A 19,901-nucleotide genomic window follows, 5' to 3' on the forward strand; every position below is an offset into this window, starting at 1 on the left:
ATAGTCATGCTTCATAATGAGATAGATATAAGTCGTTTCTTGTCGTCATCATTAGCATTCTTGATATGAGGCTAGACGCGTATGTTAGAAAAGCAGGTTTATTTCGCAAAATTACTCAGGAGGCGTGAGAAATGACCAAGCTTTTGTCCAACTATGTAAATCGTGACTTAAGTTGGATCGAATTCAACCGAAGAGTTCTTCAAGAGGCGCAGGATCTCAGCAATCCGCTGCTTGAGAGAGCAAAGTTTTTGGCAATTGTCTCAAGCAATTTGGATGAATTTATGAGCGTGCGAGTTGCTGGCATCCAGATGCAGATGAGAGCCGGCTTATCCAAAACTGATTTTACGGGCTATACGCCCTCTGGACTTTGGAAGCGGCTGATTAAGCGAGCAACCCAAATGGTCCATGATCAATATCGTACATACAGAGAAGTGTTCCGAAGCCTCAGTCGTGAGGGCATTTTTATTCGTTCGCTGGATGAGCTTAATATAACGCAAACGAAAGCAGTCTCGGATTATTTTCATGAAATCGTATTTCCAGTACTTACGCCGATGGCTGTCGATCAGAGCAGACCATTCCCGCTTGTTCATACGAAAGAGCTGTATTTAGCAGTACTTCTAAGACAAGAGAGTGATCCGTCTGAAGAGGAGCCGTTATTTGCGATTGTTCAAGTACCTTCTATTTTACCGAGATTTGTACCTGTTCCTGGACGAATTAACAGCAAGAAAACGGAGTTTGTGCTTCTTGAGGATTTAATTGAAAAGTTCATCGATACGTTATTCAACGGCTATATTCCATTCTCAGTGAACCCGTTCCGCTTAACAAGGGATGCGGATATTACATTGAATGAAGAAGATGCCGAGGATTTGCTTGAGGAGATCGAGAAAGAGCTGCGTCGCCGCCGCTGGGGAATTCCTGTAAGGCTGGAGGTTTCCAAGGGTATGCACCCTTATGCGCTCGAAATGCTTACCGAAGAGCTCGAAATCGAAGATAATTTATTTGAAATAGATGGACCGCTTGATTTAAGCTTTTTGATGAAGTTTGCAGGAGCGGTACCGGGCAATGATAATTTGCGGTATGAGAAGCTTGAGCCAATTTATCCAAGAGAATTTGACCACACGGACGATATGTTTGAGGTCATCCGCCAGCGCGATGTTTTGATGTACCATCCATATGAATCATTTGATGCGGTTAATGACTTTGTCATGCAGGCTGCTTATGATCCCGACGTGCTAGCGATAAAAATGACGTTATACCGCGTGAGCGGCCAGTCTGCGCTCGTTCAAGCGCTTGCTAAGGCAGGCGAAGCCGGTAAGCAGGTAACGGTCGTTGTAGAGCTAAAGGCGAGGTTTGACGAGGAAAGGAACATCGCTTGGGCGCGCCAGCTGGAGAAGGCTGGTTGCCATGTCGTTTACGGTCTAGTTGGTCTGAAGACACATGCGAAAATCTTGTTGGTTGTAAGACGAGAGCAGGGCACGCTGCGCCGCTACGTTCATGTAGGGACAGGGAATTATAATGACAGTACGGCAACATTATATACGGATATTGGACTTTTTACGTCACATCCAATAATCGGCGGCGATGCTTCGGCTTTGTTCAACGAGGTTACGGGTTATTCATCGCCTTATGAGTGGAAAGCTTTTGGCGTTGCGCCTTCTGATTTGAAGGAAAAGCTATATCGGTTAATCGATAGGGAAAGATTGAATGCAGCAGCCGGCAAGCCAGCTCGCATTATTGCCAAAATGAATTCTTTATCGAATCAAGAGATGATCGATAAGCTTTATGAAGCCTCTCAAGCGGGAGTGAAAATCGTATTAATCGTTCGCGGCGTTTGCTGCTTGCGGCCGGGTGTTCCTGGGCGCAGTGAAAATATTCAGGTAATAAGTATCGTCGACCGTTTTCTGGAGCATGCACGGATTATGTACTTCCACAATGGCGGGGAAGAAGAGGTGTATTTGTCGAGCGCGGATTGGATGACTCGTAATCTTACAAGAAGGATCGAGCTTATGTGTCCAGTATTTGATCCAATTTTGAGACAAATATTGATCAAGATGCTTCAGCTTAATATCGATGATAATGTAAAAGCCCGTGAATTGCAGCCGAACGGTACTTATGAGCATCTTTCTAGTGCTGATAAAGAGCCGTTCCGCAGTCAATTCGAGGCAAAGGTTATAGCGTCTTGGAAGGGACGTGCGTAGACGAAAAGTCGAGGCTCGGCGTGAATCCCCAAAGTTTCTTGAATTCGCTGGCGAGCTCCTCCACTTCACGGCGCTCAACTGCAAGCGTTCCTCGCGGCTGAATTGGGCGAAGCAGCAGCTGATAACCAGATAATTGGACATTTAGTTGAGCAATGGCTTGTGTTTCCCCGCGATCAAGCGCTGTCGACAGCTGAAGCAGTGAGCCAAGCTTATAAATGACTTCAAGGTCGGATTCGTTGAGCAGTTCCTTATATTCGGAAATGTGCTGACGAGCCCGGCCTTTGCTTTTGTAAGAAGCGATAGCTGCTGTCATAATCATTTCGCGATGCGTTAGCCCATTCAACTGGGAATTAACAATAAGGTAGAAGGAATGCCTTGCATATTCGTAATAATCAATGGATGCACCGATTCGGAATAACTGTGACGCTGTGTCAAGCAGCACTCTCGATTGAGGTGTCAATGGATGAACATAGTTCAGGACATCATAAATCTCTAGAGAGATTCGATTGACCTGCAGCACATGCTGCTTTGGTGCTTCCGGATGCAGGGCACTTAAATTTGTCAGGCTATATTTGAGCACATCATCTAGTTTTGGACGATTTGGGAATCTGGTTGCATGAAACAAGCCATCGCGCAGTCCAGCACCGCAAATTCGGTAATAAGTTGCTTTGGTTGCACGGAATAATACGCGTAAAATAGCGACACCGGGTACAACTACATCAGCACGATCCTTGGACAAGCCCGGAAGCTTACGTCTTTTATCAAGCGGAAGCTTGCGCATTTGATGGAAGAGCACATCAACGTGCTCGCTCGTAATCGGATAATTATGCGTTTGCGGAAAAGGGTATTTGTATGCGGCTTGATGCATTTTTCCTAATGCACGCACCGTGCCACCGACACCGACGAGAGGCAGTCCTGCTGTTTCTCCAATCCAGGTCTCGTTTCGAGCCGCTTCTGCAACGATAGCTTCAAGCGCCTTCAGGTCTTCATCTTGAAGCGTGCCTTTTGTGCCGAAACGTTTGTTGAAGCTTACGCAACCAAACGGAAAGGATACCGAATGAACGAGTACGCGGTTGCGAAATAATGAAAGCTCGGTGCTTCCGCCGCCGATATCAATGAGAAGGCCGTCACGTATATGGAGTGAGTTAATCATCCCGAGAAAGCCGTACGAAGCTTCATCCTCACCGGTGAGCAATTCGATGGATAAGCCTGTGGCCGAATGAATACGAGCAAGGATTTCTGAACGATTATTTGCATTTCGAATAGCAGCCGTTGCGACTGCTCGAATATGGCTTGTATGATTATGTGTGCAAATCATGGTAAAATGATTCAGTGTGTCGATCAGATCATCGATCGCTGCACCTGGCAGACATCCGTTTTCATCAATACGTTCGCTTAGTCTGGCAGGCCGTTTACTGCTATCCGCCACACGATGAGCACCATTTGCTGTCTTCTCGTAAACGACGAGACGGACGGAGTTGGAGCCTATGTCAATAATTCCGATGCGTTGTCCTGTCATGTTGCGCCTCCAATACGGCAAAATTTGCTCTGTAAGTTCTCTTTTTGACATTTTACCACTTTATCCGTTTCTGTAAAAATAGTTTATGCTGCGGCTAAAATTGGTGCGAATAGGGAAAAATGCAGTTTGAGTATACGAAGTGAAGCGGAGAAATAATAAGCGAAAAAAATATTGATGACGCTGATAAAGCATTTTTATGTCTGTATTTGTTCACATAATTGCCGAAATCATTTATGATTAAAGGCGATGGTACAAAAACGACCCCTTTTTATTGTTTACGATAACCATGTTAAAGGAGAGAGAACGATGACAGCAACTAAAGGTCTGGAAGGAATTGTCGCAGCGACGTCCTCCATCAGCTCCATTATTGATGGCGTATTGACATACCGCGGTATTGATATTGATGATCTTGCGGAAAACGCTACTTTTGAAGAGGTTGCCTACCTGCTATGGTACGGTAAACTACCGAATCGTTCTGAGCTTGATGGACTGCAAAAGCAATTGGATCAATTTGCAGCGCTTCCAGAAGGCGTAATTGATCAAATCAAGCTATATCCAAAAAATACAAATTCTATGGCTGCGCTTCGTACGGCAGTATCCAGCTTAGCATTGTACGATGAATCTGCAAACGATATGTCTCCTGAAGCGAATCAATTGAAAGCAATTAAATTGCAGGCGCAGCTGCCAACAATTATTGCTGCTTTTTCACGCATCCGCCTAGGACAAGAGCCTGTAGCTCCAAAGAAAGGCGTATCCATCGCCTATAATTTCTTGTATATGCTCACTGGCAGCGAGCCGGCTGAAGTTGCTGTTAAAGCACTTGATCAAGCGCTCGTTCTTCATGCTGACCACGAGTTGAATGCGTCGACATTTGCTGCTCGTGTAACCGTAGCAACATTGTCGGACATTTATTCCGGCGTAACGTCCGCGATTGGCGCTTTGAAAGGCCCACTTCATGGCGGTGCAAACGAAGCTGTAATGGTTATGCTTGAAGAAATCGGTTCTACCGCTAACGTTGAAAGCTTTATTAACAACGCGCTAGCAAACAAAGTGAAAATTATGGGCTTTGGACACCGCGTATACAAAAACGGCGATCCCCGCGCGAAGCATCTGCAAAAAATGTCCCGCGAGCTTGGCAAGCTGACAGGCAATATGGAGCTTTACGAAATGTCTGTTAAAATTGAAGAGCTGGTAACTGGACAAAAAGGCTTGAAGCCTAATGTGGACTTCTACTCAGCGTCTGTATATACAACGCTTGAAATTCCACGTGACTTGTTCACGCCTATTTTTGCAATCAGCCGGGTATCTGGTTGGAGCGCGCATATTCTTGAGCAATACCAAGATAACCGCTTGATCCGTCCGCGTGCCGACTATGTTGGTCCGGTTAATGCGAAGTACATTCCGATTGAACAGCGTTAATTCGTGATTTAAGTTACAATAGAGAGAGCGGATAAGCTCTACGCTCTCTGTTCTTTAAAAAAAGACATCATATTTCATTTATACTTGCTATAAAGCAGGTACAATTCTAAGGAGGATTTTATTCATGGCTAAGTTCGAAAAATTCGCGCTTCCAACTGAAGGCGAACAAATTACAATTGACAACGGTGTTCTTCAAGTACCTAACAACCCGATTATTCCTTTTATCGAAGGCGACGGCACTGGCCGCGACATTTGGAAAGCTTCGAAACGCGCACTTGATGCAGCGGTAGAAAAAGCTTATAACGGCGAGAAAAAAATCGCTTGGTACGAAGTATTTGCCGGCGAAAAAGCTTTCAACACATACGGCGAGTGGCTGCCTGCTGATACATTGACAGCAATCCGTGAATATATCGTTGCAATTAAAGGACCTTTGACTACGCCTATCGGCGGCGGCATTCGTTCATTGAACGTTGCACTTCGTCAAGAACTTGATCTTTACACTTGCTTGCGTCCTGTTCGTTACTTCACTGGTGTACCTTCCCCAGTAAAACGTCCTGAGCTTGTTGACATGGTTATTTTCCGTGAAAATACAGAAGATATCTATGCGGGCATCGAGTACCAAGAAGGTTCTGCAGAAGTGAAGAAAGTAATCGAGTTCTTGCAAAACGAAATGGGAGCTAACAAAATCCGATTCCCAGAAACTTCCGGTATCGGCATTAAGCCAGTATCGAAAGAAGGTTCGAAACGTCTTGTTCGCGCAGCGATCGAGTACGCAATCAAACACAGCAAAAAATCAGTTACACTTGTACACAAAGGCAACATCATGAAATACACAGAAGGCGCGTTCAAAAACTGGGGCTACGAAGTGGCTGAAGAAGAATTCGCTAACGAGACTTTCACATGGGGTCAATACGACCGCATTAAAGAAGCAGAAGGCACTGACGCAGCTAACAAAGCACAAAAAGATGCAGAAGCAGCTGGCAAGCTAATCGTTAAAGACGCAATTGCGGATATCGCATTGCAACAAGTACTTACTCGTCCGACTGACTTTGATGTTATCGCTACATTGAACTTGAACGGCGACTACTTGTCCGATGCTCTTGCAGCACAAGTTGGCGGTATCGGTATTGCTCCGGGCGCGAACATCAACTACTTGACTGGACACGCAATCTTCGAAGCTACTCACGGTACAGCTCCGAAATATGCTGACCTTGACGTAGTTAACCCAGGTTCCGTAATCCTTTCCGGCGTAATGCTTCTTGAGCACCTAGGCTGGCAAGAAGCGGCTGACCTTATCTATAAAGGTATGGAAGCTTCGATCAACAACAAAACAGTAACTTATGACTTCGCTCGTTTGATGGAAGGCGCAACAGAAGTAAAATGTTCCGCATTCGCAGACGAAATCATCAAAAATATGTAGTTTTATAAAAAGTAGGGGGGCAGATGCCCCCCTCATCTTATATTCCTTTGTTCTTCGCACCGTGAATGATGTCCCGCAGGGGCACATTCCTTTGTACTTCGTACTGGAAATGGCGTCCCGCAAGGACACATTCCCCATGCGAGCAACTGTTGAGCGTGTCCCGCAGGGACGAAAGCGAGCCACGCTCAACAGTTGCTAAGGTGCGCCCTCTGCTCTCCTACGTTAGTCCAATTCGCAGGTGTCCAAAGGGCGCAGCGCCCCTTAGGTCCTCCCTTGGAAGGGAGGATTTAGGTGGGTTCGAAAACGTACTTAAGTGGTTGTAAAGTGAAAATGGGGGTCAAAGGGGTCTCCCCTTCAAAATATGTTTTACTGGAGGTTTTACAAATGGCGATTAAGCGTAAAAAAATTACTGTAGTAGGAGCTGGCTTCACTGGCGCTACTACTGCACTTATGCTAGCTCAAAAAGAACTAGGCGATGTTGTTCTTGTTGATATCGCACCGCTTGAAAACCCAACTAAAGGTAAAGCACTTGATATGCTTGAAGCGACACCGGTGCTTGGAGTAGATGCAAACATTATCGGTACTGCCAACTACGAAGATACAAAAGACTCTGATGTTGTGATCATCACTGCAGGTATCGCTCGTAAACCAGGTATGAGCCGTGACGACCTTGTTAGCACGAACGCTGGAATCGTAAGATCCGTTTGCGAAAACATTAAAGAAACTAGCCCTAACGCTTATGTTATTATTTTAAGCAACCCGGTGGATGCGATGACTTATGCAGCATTCCAAACGCTTGGATTCCCTAAAAACCGTGTAATCGGTCAATCAGGCGTCCTTGATACAGCTCGTTATTGCACATTTATTGCGCAAGAGCTTAACGTATCCGTTGAAGATGTTCGCGGATTTGTGCTTGGCGGACATGGCGACGATATGGTCCCACTCGTTCGCTACTCAAATGTTGGCGGCATCCCAATCGAGAAGCTTATATCAGCAGAACGAATTGAAGCAATCGTACAACGCGCTCGCGTTGGCGGCGGCGAAATCGTAAACCTGCTCGGCAACGGCAGCGCGTATTATGCGCCTGCAGCTTCGCTGGTTCAAATGACAGAAGCCATCCTTAAAGACAAAAAACGTATTATTCCAGTTATCGCTTTGCTTGAAGGCGAATACGGTTATAATAACTTGTTCATGGGTGTGCCAACAATCATTGGCGGTGACGGCATTGAAAAGGTGCTTGAGCTTGATTTGACTGCTGAAGAGAAGGCTGCTCTTGATAAATCTGCTCAATCCGTGCGCAACGTTATCCAAGTAGTAACAGGCTAGCAAGCAAGCTCAATTGCTGCTTTTATAAATGAATGCGTTTGGGAGGACCCTGACAGTATGCTGCCAGGGTCCTCTTGTTTATTTTCAAGGTACAAAAGAAAAGGTTTACAATGGGAGGGGTACAGGTTGATCGAACAAGCAAGACAAGCCTTGAAACAGGTATATGGCTATGACTCTTTCCGTAAAGGACAGGAAGACATTATATCGGGGATTATGAATGGACGCGATACACTAGCTATTTTGCCGACCGGCGGCGGAAAATCGATTTGTTATCAAATTCCATCCATGCTTTTGCCGGGAACGTCTCTTGTTATTTCGCCACTCATCTCGCTCATGAAGGATCAGGTTGATGCGCTGAGGCGAGTCGGGGTATCTGCAGCGTTTCTTAACAGCTCGCTAGGAGCAGCTGAATATCGAGATGTGATGCGAAACGCGATGATGGGAGAATATAAGCTGCTGTATGTTGCGCCTGAACGACTTGATGCGCCGATGTTCCAATCGTTATCTGAGACGCTCACTATACCGCTCATTGCGATAGACGAGGCTCACTGCGTATCACAGTGGGGGCATGACTTCCGTCCCAGCTATCGTCAGCTAGCAGGCTGGATTGCTCGAATGAAAGATCGACCGCTCGTTGCGGCGTTTACGGCTACGGCAACAAACGAGGTAGCGCTTGATATTTCAGAAATGCTCAAGCTGCGTGAACCTAGCATTTTTGTAACGGGATTTGCGAGACCAAATTTGTCTCTATCCGTCGTTACAGGCGTGGATAAGAAAAAGTTTCTTGAGAGCTTCATATCAGGGCGTAAGGATCAATCAGGCATTATCTATGCAGCAACTAGAAAAGAAGTCGAAAATGTATATGAGCAATTAACACGCAGAGGCATTCAAGCAGGCAAATACCACGGTGGGTTGTCGGATGTTGAGCGCGCTGACACACAGGAGAAGTTTCGATTCGATGAAATTCGTGTAATGGTTGCAACGAATGCTTTTGGAATGGGCATTGATAAACCTAACGTACGTTATGTGCTGCATTGGCAAATGACTAGCGATATTGAATCCTATTACCAAGAAGCAGGCCGTGCCGGCCGTGATGGAGAGGAGAGCGAGTGCATTCTCTTGTTTGAACCGGCTGATATGCAGGTGCAACGCTTTCTGATTGAACAGGGCACTGGGGATTCAGATCGTAAATCGATTCAGCTCGCAAAGCTCCATACCATGATGAACTATAGTCGTACACAGCGTTGTTTACAGCAATTTATCGTTGATTATTTCGGAGAGACGGATGTTGTGGCATGCGGGAAATGCAGCAGCTGTCTCGATAAGAGCGAGCCGGTTAACCGGACGGAGGAAGCGAAGATGGCGCTCTCCTGCGTTGGTCGAATGAGAGGGCGTTTCGGTGTAACGATGGCAGCCAAGGTACTAAAGGGATCGCGTGATAAACGGCTGCTTGAATTTGGGCTCGATCGTTTGACTACCTATGGTTTAATGCGGCATTTGCCCGAGAAAGAGATAGCGGATTGGCTTTATTGGCTCGTAGCTGAAGGATACTTAAAGCTTAGTGAAGGGCAATATCCAGTCGTCTCGCTAACTGCGAGCGCACTGCCGGTACTGGAAGGCCGCGAATCAATTATGCAAAGAGTTAGAGCAACGGTTCGACAAGCAGCCTCTTCCGATTCAGCAGCTGCCTCACCTCTATTCGATGCGCTCAAGCAATGGCGCAAAGAAAAGGCAGCTACAGAGGGTGTGCCTCCATTTATGCTGTTCTTTGACGCAACGCTGCGAGAAATCGCTATGGCTCGGCCGCAAAACGAGAATCAACTGCTTAGCGTGAAGGGGATTGGTGCCGCGAAGGCAGAGAAATATGGAGAAGATCTGCTTTCGATTATTCAATCGTTCGGAGGCGAAGGTCAAGCCGAAGGAATGATTACTATTGCGGCTAGAGAGCCGTCAGTTGTCAAGAAGGCCGCAGCGAATGATGAGCAGCCAAGTCATTATGCTACGCTCAAGCTATTTCAAAGTGGGCTGGAACCTGATGAAATAGCGAAGGAACGAGGATTAACGAAAGTAACCGTTGAAGGACATATCATACGCTGCGCAGATGAAGGTGAAGAAATCGATTGGAGCAGAATCATTCCAGCAGAATATGAGCAATTGATCGTCCATGCCATTGGCGAGCAAGGAATCGATAAGCTGCGTCCCATAAAGGATGCCTTGCCTGAGGAAGTTACTTATTTTGCAATTCATGGGGTTATGAGTAAATACGGCTTTAAAGCTTAAAGCCAACCGAAAATCGATTAAAATGAGCTTTCTAGTTAAAGTGTGAAAATTTAGGGAACGAATTCGGAGCTAAATCAACAAAAAAGGGTATAAAACCTCGGTTCAGGAGCATAGTCATTTGAAAAAAATCTCGTTTCTGATAAACTATTTATAGAATTAATTTTGGCAATTGCGAATCGATGAATGGATGATTACGTTTTACCAAAACAGGAGGAGTTAAAATGTTTAAAGTAATGTTATTTTTGCACGTGATTGGTGCAGTAGGAATGGGCTTCTATATCGTTCTTCCAATCATGCTGGGTAGAGCTACTAAGCTTGCCGGAGTTGGACAAGGCGGATTAGCTGACGGCCTGCGTTCGGCAAACCGAATTGCGCAATATTTTCTAGTTTTGCAGCTGCTAACAGGTGGGTATTTGATGTCGCAAGCGGATTACAAGGTGGCATGGATGGTCATTATTATTTTGCTGTTCCTGGCAATTGCGGCACTAGGCGGAATTATTTCCAAGCCGCTTAAGCTTGTAGTTGCATCCATTCAAGAAGGCAAAAGCGCAACTGCACACATTAACAAAGCACGCGTGATGAGCATCATCGTATTGGTGCTATACATCGCTATTATTTACTTCATGAAGTTTCCGATGATCTAAAGCTAATATGGATAACGCCGATTATATAACGCTATAGGGGGATTTTTACGTGTTAGAATCATCGCCGCAAATTGTAACGTTTGGCGAATCAATGGCTTTGTTTATGCCAGAGGAGCATAAGTCAATCGAACGCGCCGCTAAGCTGGAACAAAGCTTTGGCGGAGCGGAAAGCAATGTCGCAATAGGACTTGCACGTCTAGGCTCCTCTGTTGGATGGTTTGGCGCTCTCGGCGACGATCCGTTTGGCAAAATTATTTTGAAGACGCTGCGGGGCGAAGGTGTAGACGTATCTCGTGCGCAGCTTAGCTCGGAAGCTCCTACAGGCATGATGTTTCGTGAGCATGTAGCGGGTAGAACAGCCGTTCATTATTTCAGAAAGCATTCGGCAGCTAGTCGGATGCTGCCTGAGCATCTTGACGAGAATTATATTCGCGGTGCTAAACTGCTTCATGTAACCGGTATCACAGCTGCGCTTAGCGAGGATTGCCGCAAGACGGTTCGCCGCGCTATCGATATTGCGAAGGAAGCTGGGGTGCTTGTCAGCTTTGACCCGAACCTGCGGCTTAAGCTGTGGTCAATCGAAGAAGCTCGTGCAGCACTGCTGCCGCTTGCAGCAGATGCGGATTACTTTTTGCCAGGATGGGACGAGCTTAAGCTATTGTACGAAACAGACGATTATGAGCATATTAAAGGCCAGCTAAATCAGTTAAAAGCGGTGTCGATCATTAAAGGCAGAGGCGACACGACGATTGTTCTAAACAAAGGACAGGAAGAAAGCTTGCCTTTCTATCCGGCTGAGCAGGTTGTTGATACTGTAGGCGCGGGTGACGGCTTTTGCGCTGGTTTCTTAGCAGGTATTATGAAGGGCTTATCCCCAGTAGAAGCAGTACGCCTTGCAAGTATTAATGGATCTTTAGTCGTTCAAATGCGTGGCGACTGGGAAGCTTTGCCGGAATGGAGTGTCGTCCAACAGCGGATGTCCGCCAAGGCTTGGGTGGAGCGCTGATAATGGCTGAATTGATCGGTAACAAGGGTCAGCGTCGCCGTGAAGCTATTCTGCAGCTGTTGAAGCAGCAGGGCAGGGTGACGATTTTGGAAATGGTTGAGCGCTTCGGCTGCTCTGAAGCGACGGCTCGAAGAGATCTTGAGCAAATGGAAGCTGATTATCCGGTTATTCGGACAATTGGCGGTGCGATGTACGATGGAATGAATTCAGTAAGGGATTTGCCTTTTGCGGAGAAGGAAGGTTTGTCGATTCTGGAGAAAGAGCATATCGCGGAATTAGCTGCTTCTTTAATTTTGGAAGGCGATGTGATTGGTCTCTCTGGCGGTACAACTAATTTCCTAATTGCAAAGATGATCAAATCGAGGCGGGGCATCACGGTAGTGACCAATGCGGTTAATATCGCGATGGAGCTGGCAGGCAGCGATATTCAGGTTGTCGTTACTGGCGGCATTATGCGCCATAACAGCTTTGAGCTGTGCGGCCCTCTAGGTGAGGGTATGGTCGCTCATTTGCATATCGGAAAGATGTTTATCGGTGTTGATGGTATATCTGCTGCTGGCGGCATCACGACCTACTCCGAGCAAGAAGCGCAAATTGCTAAAGCACTCATTAAGCGTTCGCAAGCGGCCTATGCCGTATTCGATCATACGAAGACAGATCGCACCTCATTATTTTCCATTGCATCCTTATCCGAGCTGAAAGGCGTCATTACGGATGTTCCGCTCACTGAAGAGCTTGCAGCTGAAATGAAGCAGCACGGTATTTCCGTATACGTGACAGATTAACAGTTATTAAAAAAGAGGTTCCGTGCTCAAAGGTTATCTAACCTTTGAACACGGAACCTCTTGCTTTTTTTACGCTTGCTTAGCTTCGTATATGGAACGGCCTTGCGCCCAAGTCTGTTGAACCTGCATTTGCGAGTCAATCCATACAAGATCAGCTTGTTTACCGCTTGTAATTGTACCGGTACGGTCGCTGATGCCAAGCTGTTTTGCTGCATTGCCGCTAGCAAATCGACTAATTTCAGAAAGCGATAGGTTAGTATGCTCATGGATAAAGCGTACGGCACCAATCATCGTTAAACAGCTGCCTGCTAGGGCGTTGCCATCTTTTAACCTTGCTTCGCCGTTTTTTACGATGACGGCTAAGCCTCCAAGACTATATTCGCCTTCCGGCATGCCTGCTGCGGCCATCGCATCTGTGATCAGTATAACCTTATCTGAAGGTTTAGCAGCGAGCACCAAACGAATTGCAGCTGGATGCACGTGAATACCATCGGCTATGAGCTCGGCCACAATACGGTCATCGGTCAATACAGCTCCTAGCGTACCAGGTTCACGGTGATGCAGACCACGCATTGCATTATAGGTATGAACAGCCTGCGTAAGGCCAGCATCAGCAGCAGCGATCACTTCATCATAGACAGCATCCGTATGACCGCAGGCTGTGACGATCCCTTGCTCAGCAAGCCAAGCGATGGTCTCAATCGCACCGCTTTTCTCAGGAGCCAGTGTAAGCTGACGGAGAAGATCGGGCCACTTGGCATGCCATTGCTGCATCCATTCCAGCTGAGGTGTTTTAATATAAGCTGGGTTTTGAGCGCCTGGCCATACCTCGCTTATGAATGGACCCTCTAGATGTACGCCGTACAAGGCTGCGTAAGGCATTTCACTGCTGCGGTAATCTGCAACGGCATGCAATACGTCTTCAATTGCTTCCTTAGGAGCAGTCATCGTTGTAGCAAGCATGCCTGTCGTACCTTGCGAGGCATGGAATTTAGTAATGGTGTCGAAGCTTTCACGGCTGGCATCCATAAAATCAGCGCCAAATCCACCGTGAACATGCACATCAATAAAACCAGGAAGCAGCCAGCCTCCCTTTCCGTCGATAGACAATTGTGCATCCGAAGCCTCGTTTGCTGCTTCGTTGTCATCTTGGGCAACAATTTTTGCAATCTTCCCATCTTGTACAAAAACACTGCCGTTAACTATCCCATCTTCAAGCACGATATTTACGTTGTGGATGAACCAGTTTGCAGAGTTTAGGGTCATTTAACTTAACATCCTTCCCGCCTCGCGGTCTAGTAGAACAATGACGCGCGCATGAGTTTGCAGCAATGAAGCCGGTACGTTAGTCGTAATTGGACCAGTCAATGCTTCTTTTACAATTTCTGCTTTGTCAGCACCACGAACAGCAAGCACGATCGTATTAGCTTTCAAAATAGAGCCAACACCCATCGTAATTGCATACTCAGGTACTTCATCCATTGAATCGAAGAAACGAGCATTTGCTTCACGCGTTTCCTCTTTTAATTTAACAACGTGAGTGCCGCCAGAAAGATTAACATCAGGCTCATTGAATCCAATATGACCGTTGTGGCCTAGACCAAGCAATTGAATATCTACTGGTCTTGCTTCTAACATTGCATCGTAAGCATTCGATTCCAGCTCAACATCCGAAGCCATGCCATTTGGCAAATGGATTTGGTTCTCGGGAATATCGATGTGCGAGAACAGATGCTGCTTCATGTAGTAGGCGTAGCTTTGGTCGTTATCAGGCTTGATTCCGACATATTCATCCAAATTGAACGTTGTCACATCTTTAAAGCTAACGTTGTTTTGTTTATGCAGTTCTACTATTTTGTCATAAATTCCGATGGGTGTCGATCCTGTTGCAAGGCCTAGTACTGCATCTGGTTTCTCTTTTACGATACCTACGAATAATTCCGCAGCATAAGCATCTAATTCCTGTTGTGTATCAAATATAATCATTTCCATGTTTAGTCCCCCTATAAGGCTTTTGTTAGTTATATTTTATATGAATTTCGACGGTTTAACAAGATAAAATGATTGTAAAATTCAAATAAATGATTGTAAAAATCATTTGTCTACTGAACTAGCCGTCGCTTCTAACTCAGCGGTCAGGCTCATATTTTTAGGATTGGGATAGTCTCTTTATAATGCCACATTTATTAGAAGAACTATTCTAGACGCCAGAGCGCATGCATCAGAATGGATGGATCAGCTTATGTGTCAATGTCGTGGAGTTGAGAGCGTGAATCAAAAAAATGTGCTAAACTAGTACATAGTTACTACGCTGAAAAGGTTATGAATTGTAAAGTGCAAGCAGACCTAATGGATACATATATGTTCAGCTTATTGATGAGGAAATTTACAAGTTGTATACGCAGGAATAGAAGATAGAGAAGCGAAACGAGAGCGGCGCTGCTATAAAAGGCGCTGGCCGTTTAAGCTTGGGAGGAACAAGCATGTCAGTAGATCAGCAAGCAGCAACTGCAAAGCGTAAAGGAGAACATATACGTATTTGCTTGCAGGAGCAAGTAAACAGCGTCGGCATTGAAACGGGCTTGGGGCGGTACCGCTTTAAGCATAATGCACTGCCTGAGCTTTCCTTCGCTGAAGTAAGCCTAAATACAGATTGGTTCGGCAAAAAGCTTGGAGCCCCACTGCTCGTAAGCTCCATGACTGGAGGAACGGATGAAGCAGGGGCTATTAATCGTCGATTGGCGGTTGTGGCAGAAACGAGGGGCTGGGCGATTGGACTAGGCTCCATGCGCGCCGCAATAGAAAACGAACAGCTCGCAGCTTCGTTCTCCATACGGAAAGATGCGCCTACCGTGCCTGTTATTGCTAACGTTGGTGCGGTTCAGTTGAATTATGGTTTTGGAGTAGAATCATGCCGCAGAGCTGTAGATATTGCTGAAGCGGATGCGTTAGTCCTGCATCTCAACAGCATGCAAGAGGTGTTTCAACCCGAAGGTGATACCGATTTCCGCAATTTATTGGTTTCGATTGAGCAGGTTTGCAGGTCGCTTAATGTACCGGTTGGGGTAAAAGAAGTGGGCTGGGGTATCGATGCGGAGACGGCAGCAGCGCTTGTGGGTGTAGGCGTTTCCTTTATCGACGCTGCTGGAGCGGGTGGAACTTCATGGAGTCAGGTCGAGAAGTTTCGCTCCACCGACGATCTAAGAAGGCAAGCTGCTGAAGCATTCGCGGATTGGGGCATACCGACTGCTGAGAGTGTGACAGAAATTCGCGCTGCGCTTCCCGAGGCTAATATTATTGCAAGCGGAGGTTTGCGTACAGGCGTTGATGCCGCAAAAGCTATCGCGCTTGGCGCAAATCTTGCGGGCTTTGGACGCGTATTGCTGCCGCAAGCGGCTAGCAGCAGCAAGGAAATTTCGCAGGAGCAATTGCTGCAGCAATTCGAACGCATTGAGTTTGAAATGCGTACGGCGATGTTTGGCATTGGCGTTGGTACGATTAATGAGCTGCGTCAAACAAACCGATTGATCCTAAAATAATATTTAACTATCATTTAAGGTGAGCCAGAAGCAACAAGCTTCTGGCTCACCTCTTTTGTTTGTTGTGCTAACCCTATTTGATAATACCTGTGCCTTCAATTTTGATATTGGTATTTACGATAAATTTAACGTTAGGGTAGATGGATTGCCACTGCTGCCAAGCCTCCTTGCCAGGATGGGTAGCCCGATAGCGCAGTCCGAAACCTATGGGGTCTACATTTGCTTTTTGGATTTTTTGGAGAAGAGCAAGACAAGATTTGGCATATTCCTTATTTAAATTTTGCTCAATCGGCTGCCACTGATCTTCATATATGCCTTTTGGCGCTTCCTCAAATACGACCCTGATCTTAACATCCAGCGTGATCGTGTCTTGGCCGTTTTGCTTGCCGAGTCGGAAGCTTGAGTGCATATCGGTAATCGCTACGACTAAATCCAAGCCTTCAAACATGCCATGCATCGAGGATTTGGTGAAATCTTCAGCGAGCTGATTATAAAGCTGCGATTCAGCTGGAGATAACATAAGCTTGACCTTTGTTTTGTCCAGCAGCGCTGTTCGGTTGATGACGAAGCTCTTTTTACCATCCTTTGTAATAACAGGCATCAGCGGATCAAGTCCTTCCTCGGAAGCACGCCTAGCGAAGTCTGATAAAGTTTCTACGTAAGTATAAGATGACTCGGTTCCATCTGCTCCAAAGCTTAAAAAAAGCGTGTTGCCTGGATAACGCTCTGACACAGGCTTTATTTTCAGCAGTGATTCCGCATCCGGTTTCCCGATAGCAATATCGGCGACACTTTGGATATCTCTTCTGCGCGACATCCATTGCAATATTTCCGTATAGCTTTGGCGGGCGATCTTCTCACCAATGAGAAACACTTTGCAATGCCCGAAATCCAGCTCCTTGTCGACGTAGGATTTCAACATTCGAATGCCTTCTGCGACGGTTTCTGTATCGATAGTCTCGATTTGCGTTTTCGATGCGCCAGGCTCGATCTTTGGAGACGGAACAGCAAGCAGCAGGGAAAGACGATACGGTTTTTTCTCATTATCTGATGCATCTATGCCAAGAGCGACCACGAAGAATCGTTTGTCGATATCCTTGAACCCGCAGCCGCCAAGCAAACCAAGAGAGAGGATTAACAAAAAGACTCGAAGGGTGATGCTCATACGGCTTTGGACCTCCTTTTGCTAAGCACGAACACCCAAACGACGATTAATATCTCCACGAAAAATCGGACAATGAGCCAATAGGAAGTAATGATCATGTTCATCTTTTCATTCGTCAGCATGAGATACAGGATGGAGAGCAATACAAAAATGCCGACGATGACATAGTTGGACATCGGTGTTTTGAGACTATCAAACTCCGGCCTATAGCTTGGAAAACAAGATTTCACAAACTCCATCGCCTGATGCCAGCCGGACATCGTATAAACGAGAGTCAGGTTCAAAAAAACGATTAGAAAAAGAAACAACACTCGTTCAATAAAGCCGTATTGCATTAGCAGGGAATCAGCAGTCTGGCTCCATATGTAAATGTATTGGTTTACGCCTTCCGTTCCATGAAAACCAATGGGTACAAAAAATGTAATCAATAAAATAACAGCGCCGGCTATCGGATAAATAAAGCGGAATTTAAAACGGAAATTTGGTGGAAATAGCCGATTGAACAATGAAAGATTAATATAACCGGTAAAAATGAAAGTAGAGGCTGCAATGCAGGTCAATGTTGGCATTTCCGTTATGTAGTTGGCTACGACATGAATCGCATCCCAATTAAGCTGGTTGCTTCGTACGGCTTTAAACAATATAAAGATTATGATTGGAGCATTTACGATCATGCCGATTTCAACGATGAACATAACGGAGAGGGTTGAACGTGTGGCAGCATAACCGCATGCAATAACGAGCATGGCTAGAATAACATTCGCATCCGCATCTGGATTGAAAAAACGATTAATAAGAATGGCGTAGGCAACAACAACGATAGTCGTTGCAAACCACCACATAACTGAAAAAAATAACATGGAGATCGTAACGAGCCATTGCGGTGAATGCAGCTTTAATATCTCAGGCAATCCTTTTCCGGGATAACGAGCCATTGCACTTGTATACATATAGACGAGTATCGTACCAATAACAATCCCGACCACAATTGAAGATACGGCACCGGTATAGCGATATTGAATAAGGATATGTGGGACATAAAGCAAAAGATTAATAAAACTTACGAGAATAAAGTTGTAATAGAAATAACGGTTCATTTAATCTTCACCTGCCCCACATCGCCTTCTAACGGCCTTAGTTTTCCGAAAATACGCATATATGGCTTGCCAAAGCTTCTTAGGCTGCATAAATAAGTGATATAGATAAACAAACCAACGGCTACACCGGTGATACCGAAGAAAATAGAGATGACGATTAACGGGTATTTCAAGAAGCGAACAGCAAATGACAATGAATTAACGGGGATTACGAAATTTGAAATAGCTACGACTGACGTTACGATAATCATAATGCTGCTTACGAGACCGGCTTGCTGAGCGGCTTGTCCAAGAATAAGTCCTCCAACGGTTGTTGCCGTGGAGCCGATGTACCTGGGCAAGCGAATGCTCGCTTCGATTAGTGTTTCGATCATAAAGAGCATAATAAATACTTCTATGAACGATGGATAAGGAACAGCAGAACGGCTGCCTGCAATAGAGAAAGCAAGCTGCACGCGAAACAGCTCTGGATTATAGGAGACAACGGAAATATAGAGAGCAGGCAAAGTGATTGTAAGCAAAGTTGATGTGTAACGTAGGAAGATTAGAAAACGAGTCATCCAATAGGAGTCGTAATCATCCTCTACGGCGTGCATAAAATCAAAAAATGTAGACGGCAAAATAAGAGCAAACATGTTTCCCTTTAAGAGAATGATTATTTTCCCTTTGGAAATCGCACTGGTAATGCGGTCAGGACGTTCTGTAATCAGAATAGTTGGAAACAAATGCTTGCGATTGCCGACTAACAGCTTCTCAAGCTCACCAGCGGAATGTAGCATTTCCACGTTAATCGTTGTTAACTTTGTACGTACATTATCAAGCACGGTAGGATCTACACGTCTCTGATCAAATAAGGCGAACACGGGGGTTTGGGACAATGTTCCAATTGTATGCTCTTCCACCGAAAGATCGGGGGAAGGGTACATGCCGCGGATCAGATTGAGTGATATATTTATATTTTCGCTTAATGCGATCTGAGGGCCCTGAATAGCACTTTCCACTTGAGTTTGTGAATTCTCAATACAGATGACCCGTTCAGCTTTGAATGAATAGACGACGCCATTTGCTTGAATTAGGACATGGCCGCGCAAAAGAAGACTTTGCCACATAGCGACATCTTCCAGTATTTCATAATCGGGATTTGTATCCAGCTGAGCTTGAAACGAATATTCCTCTTTTATAAAAGGGACGATAATGAAATCGCTTATTTTTTTCTCTTCGCATAACGGTTCGATATAGGCGACTTCGATACTCATTTCGCTATTTTTCAAATTTTCCAATTTGATATCGATTGCTTCTGCAAATAATAAACGAATACGTTCATTCATGCTGGTTCCCCCCTTCAAATGATGCTGAGCTGCAAAAAAATCTGGATAAGCTTCCATAGTTTGCACGTATAATTTGAAAACTATGCTTATTTGATTCGATTTTGCCAGTATGTTGGAATTCAAGTACAATAAAGTGATCATCATTCGCAAGCAATTCGCATGACCATGATGAAGG

General features: G+C 45.6%; 15 protein-coding genes. 9 read left to right on the plus strand and 6 right to left on the minus strand.

What is annotated here, in order from left to right; translation table 11 throughout:
* The first annotated feature begins 131 nt into the window (after window positions 1–131).
* The gene (gene ppk1, locus AC0VYE_RS08945) at window positions 132–2,198 is read left to right on the plus strand and encodes a polyphosphate kinase 1 (protein WP_076267794.1); all 2,067 of its coding nucleotides are present in this window, start codon (window positions 132–134) and stop codon (window positions 2,196–2,198) included.
* Here ppk1 and AC0VYE_RS08950 read toward each other — a convergent pair.
* The gene (locus AC0VYE_RS08950) at window positions 2,170–3,717 is read right to left on the minus strand and encodes a Ppx/GppA phosphatase family protein (protein WP_475447337.1); all 1,548 of its coding nucleotides are present in this window, start codon (window positions 3,715–3,717) and stop codon (window positions 2,170–2,172) included. The two genes, ppk1 and AC0VYE_RS08950, sit on opposite strands and share 29 nt — an antisense overlap.
* A gap of 306 nt (window positions 3,718–4,023) precedes the next feature.
* Between AC0VYE_RS08950 and citZ the strand changes: the two genes are divergently transcribed.
* The 7 genes from citZ (at window position 4,024) to AC0VYE_RS08985 (ending at window position 12,597) form a co-directional block, all read left to right on the plus strand.
* Complete coding sequence (gene citZ / locus AC0VYE_RS08955; protein ID WP_076267792.1) at window positions 4,024–5,136, plus strand: citrate synthase; 1,113 nt, start codon at window positions 4,024–4,026, stop codon at window positions 5,134–5,136.
* Window positions 5,137–5,260: 124 nt separating this feature from the next.
* Window positions 5,261–6,556 (plus strand): NADP-dependent isocitrate dehydrogenase, encoded by a 1,296-nt coding sequence (gene icd, locus AC0VYE_RS08960; RefSeq protein ID WP_076267791.1) that lies wholly within the window; start codon window positions 5,261–5,263, stop codon window positions 6,554–6,556.
* Between the two features lie 384 nt (window positions 6,557–6,940).
* The gene (mdh, locus tag AC0VYE_RS08965) at window positions 6,941–7,882 is read left to right on the plus strand and encodes a malate dehydrogenase (RefSeq protein WP_076267790.1); all 942 of its coding nucleotides are present in this window, start codon (window positions 6,941–6,943) and stop codon (window positions 7,880–7,882) included.
* A 126-nt stretch (window positions 7,883–8,008) separates the two neighbouring features.
* Window positions 8,009–10,162 (plus strand): DNA helicase RecQ, encoded by a 2,154-nt coding sequence (recQ, locus tag AC0VYE_RS08970; RefSeq protein WP_475447339.1) that lies wholly within the window; start codon window positions 8,009–8,011, stop codon window positions 10,160–10,162.
* Between the two features lie 221 nt (window positions 10,163–10,383).
* The gene (locus tag AC0VYE_RS08975; protein WP_076267788.1) at window positions 10,384–10,806 is read left to right on the plus strand and encodes a hypothetical protein; all 423 of its coding nucleotides are present in this window, start codon (window positions 10,384–10,386) and stop codon (window positions 10,804–10,806) included.
* Window positions 10,807–10,855: 49 nt separating this feature from the next.
* Window positions 10,856–11,812 carry a sugar kinase gene (locus AC0VYE_RS08980; RefSeq protein ID WP_475447341.1) on the plus strand — a complete coding sequence of 319 codons (957 nt, stop codon included), beginning with the start codon at window positions 10,856–10,858 and terminating at the stop codon, window positions 11,810–11,812.
* A gap of 2 nt (window positions 11,813–11,814) precedes the next feature.
* Window positions 11,815–12,597 carry a DeoR/GlpR family DNA-binding transcription regulator gene (locus tag AC0VYE_RS08985; protein ID WP_076267786.1) on the plus strand — a complete coding sequence of 261 codons (783 nt, stop codon included), beginning with the start codon at window positions 11,815–11,817 and terminating at the stop codon, window positions 12,595–12,597.
* 69 nt (window positions 12,598–12,666) lie between these two features.
* Here the strand turns inward: AC0VYE_RS08985 and nagA are convergent, their stop codons facing one another.
* On the minus strand, window positions 12,667–13,863 hold the full coding sequence (gene nagA / locus AC0VYE_RS08990) for an N-acetylglucosamine-6-phosphate deacetylase (protein WP_475447344.1): 1,197 nt from the start codon (window positions 13,861–13,863) through the stop codon (window positions 12,667–12,669).
* Window positions 13,864–14,589, minus strand: a complete 726-nt coding sequence (gene nagB, locus AC0VYE_RS08995) for a glucosamine-6-phosphate deaminase (protein WP_076267784.1) — start codon at window positions 14,587–14,589, stop codon at window positions 13,864–13,866.
* Between the two features lie 491 nt (window positions 14,590–15,080).
* Here nagB and fni point away from each other — a divergent pair, with 491 nt between their 5' ends.
* Window positions 15,081–16,136 (plus strand): type 2 isopentenyl-diphosphate Delta-isomerase, encoded by a 1,056-nt coding sequence (fni, locus tag AC0VYE_RS09000; protein WP_475447346.1) that lies wholly within the window; start codon window positions 15,081–15,083, stop codon window positions 16,134–16,136.
* Window positions 16,137–16,209: 73 nt separating this feature from the next.
* Here fni and AC0VYE_RS09005 read toward each other — a convergent pair whose 3' ends face one another.
* Genes AC0VYE_RS09005 through AC0VYE_RS09015 form a run of 3 tightly spaced genes read right to left on the minus strand, consistent with a single transcriptional unit; the run spans window position 16,210 to window position 19,726 of the window.
* The gene (locus AC0VYE_RS09005; RefSeq protein WP_475447348.1) at window positions 16,210–17,301 is read right to left on the minus strand and encodes a Ger(x)C family spore germination protein; all 1,092 of its coding nucleotides are present in this window, start codon (window positions 17,299–17,301) and stop codon (window positions 16,210–16,212) included.
* On the minus strand, window positions 17,298–18,398 hold the full coding sequence (locus AC0VYE_RS09010; protein WP_076267781.1) for a GerAB/ArcD/ProY family transporter: 1,101 nt from the start codon (window positions 18,396–18,398) through the stop codon (window positions 17,298–17,300). The genes AC0VYE_RS09005 and AC0VYE_RS09010 overlap by 4 nt, the downstream gene beginning before the upstream one ends.
* Window positions 18,395–19,726, minus strand: a complete 1,332-nt coding sequence (locus tag AC0VYE_RS09015; RefSeq protein WP_076267780.1) for a spore germination protein — start codon at window positions 19,724–19,726, stop codon at window positions 18,395–18,397. Before AC0VYE_RS09015 ends, AC0VYE_RS09010 begins: the two co-directional genes overlap by 4 nt.
* Between the last annotated feature and the right edge of the window lie 175 nt (window positions 19,727–19,901).

This window comes from Pristimantibacillus sp. Z349TD_6 (genome assembly GCF_056173205.1).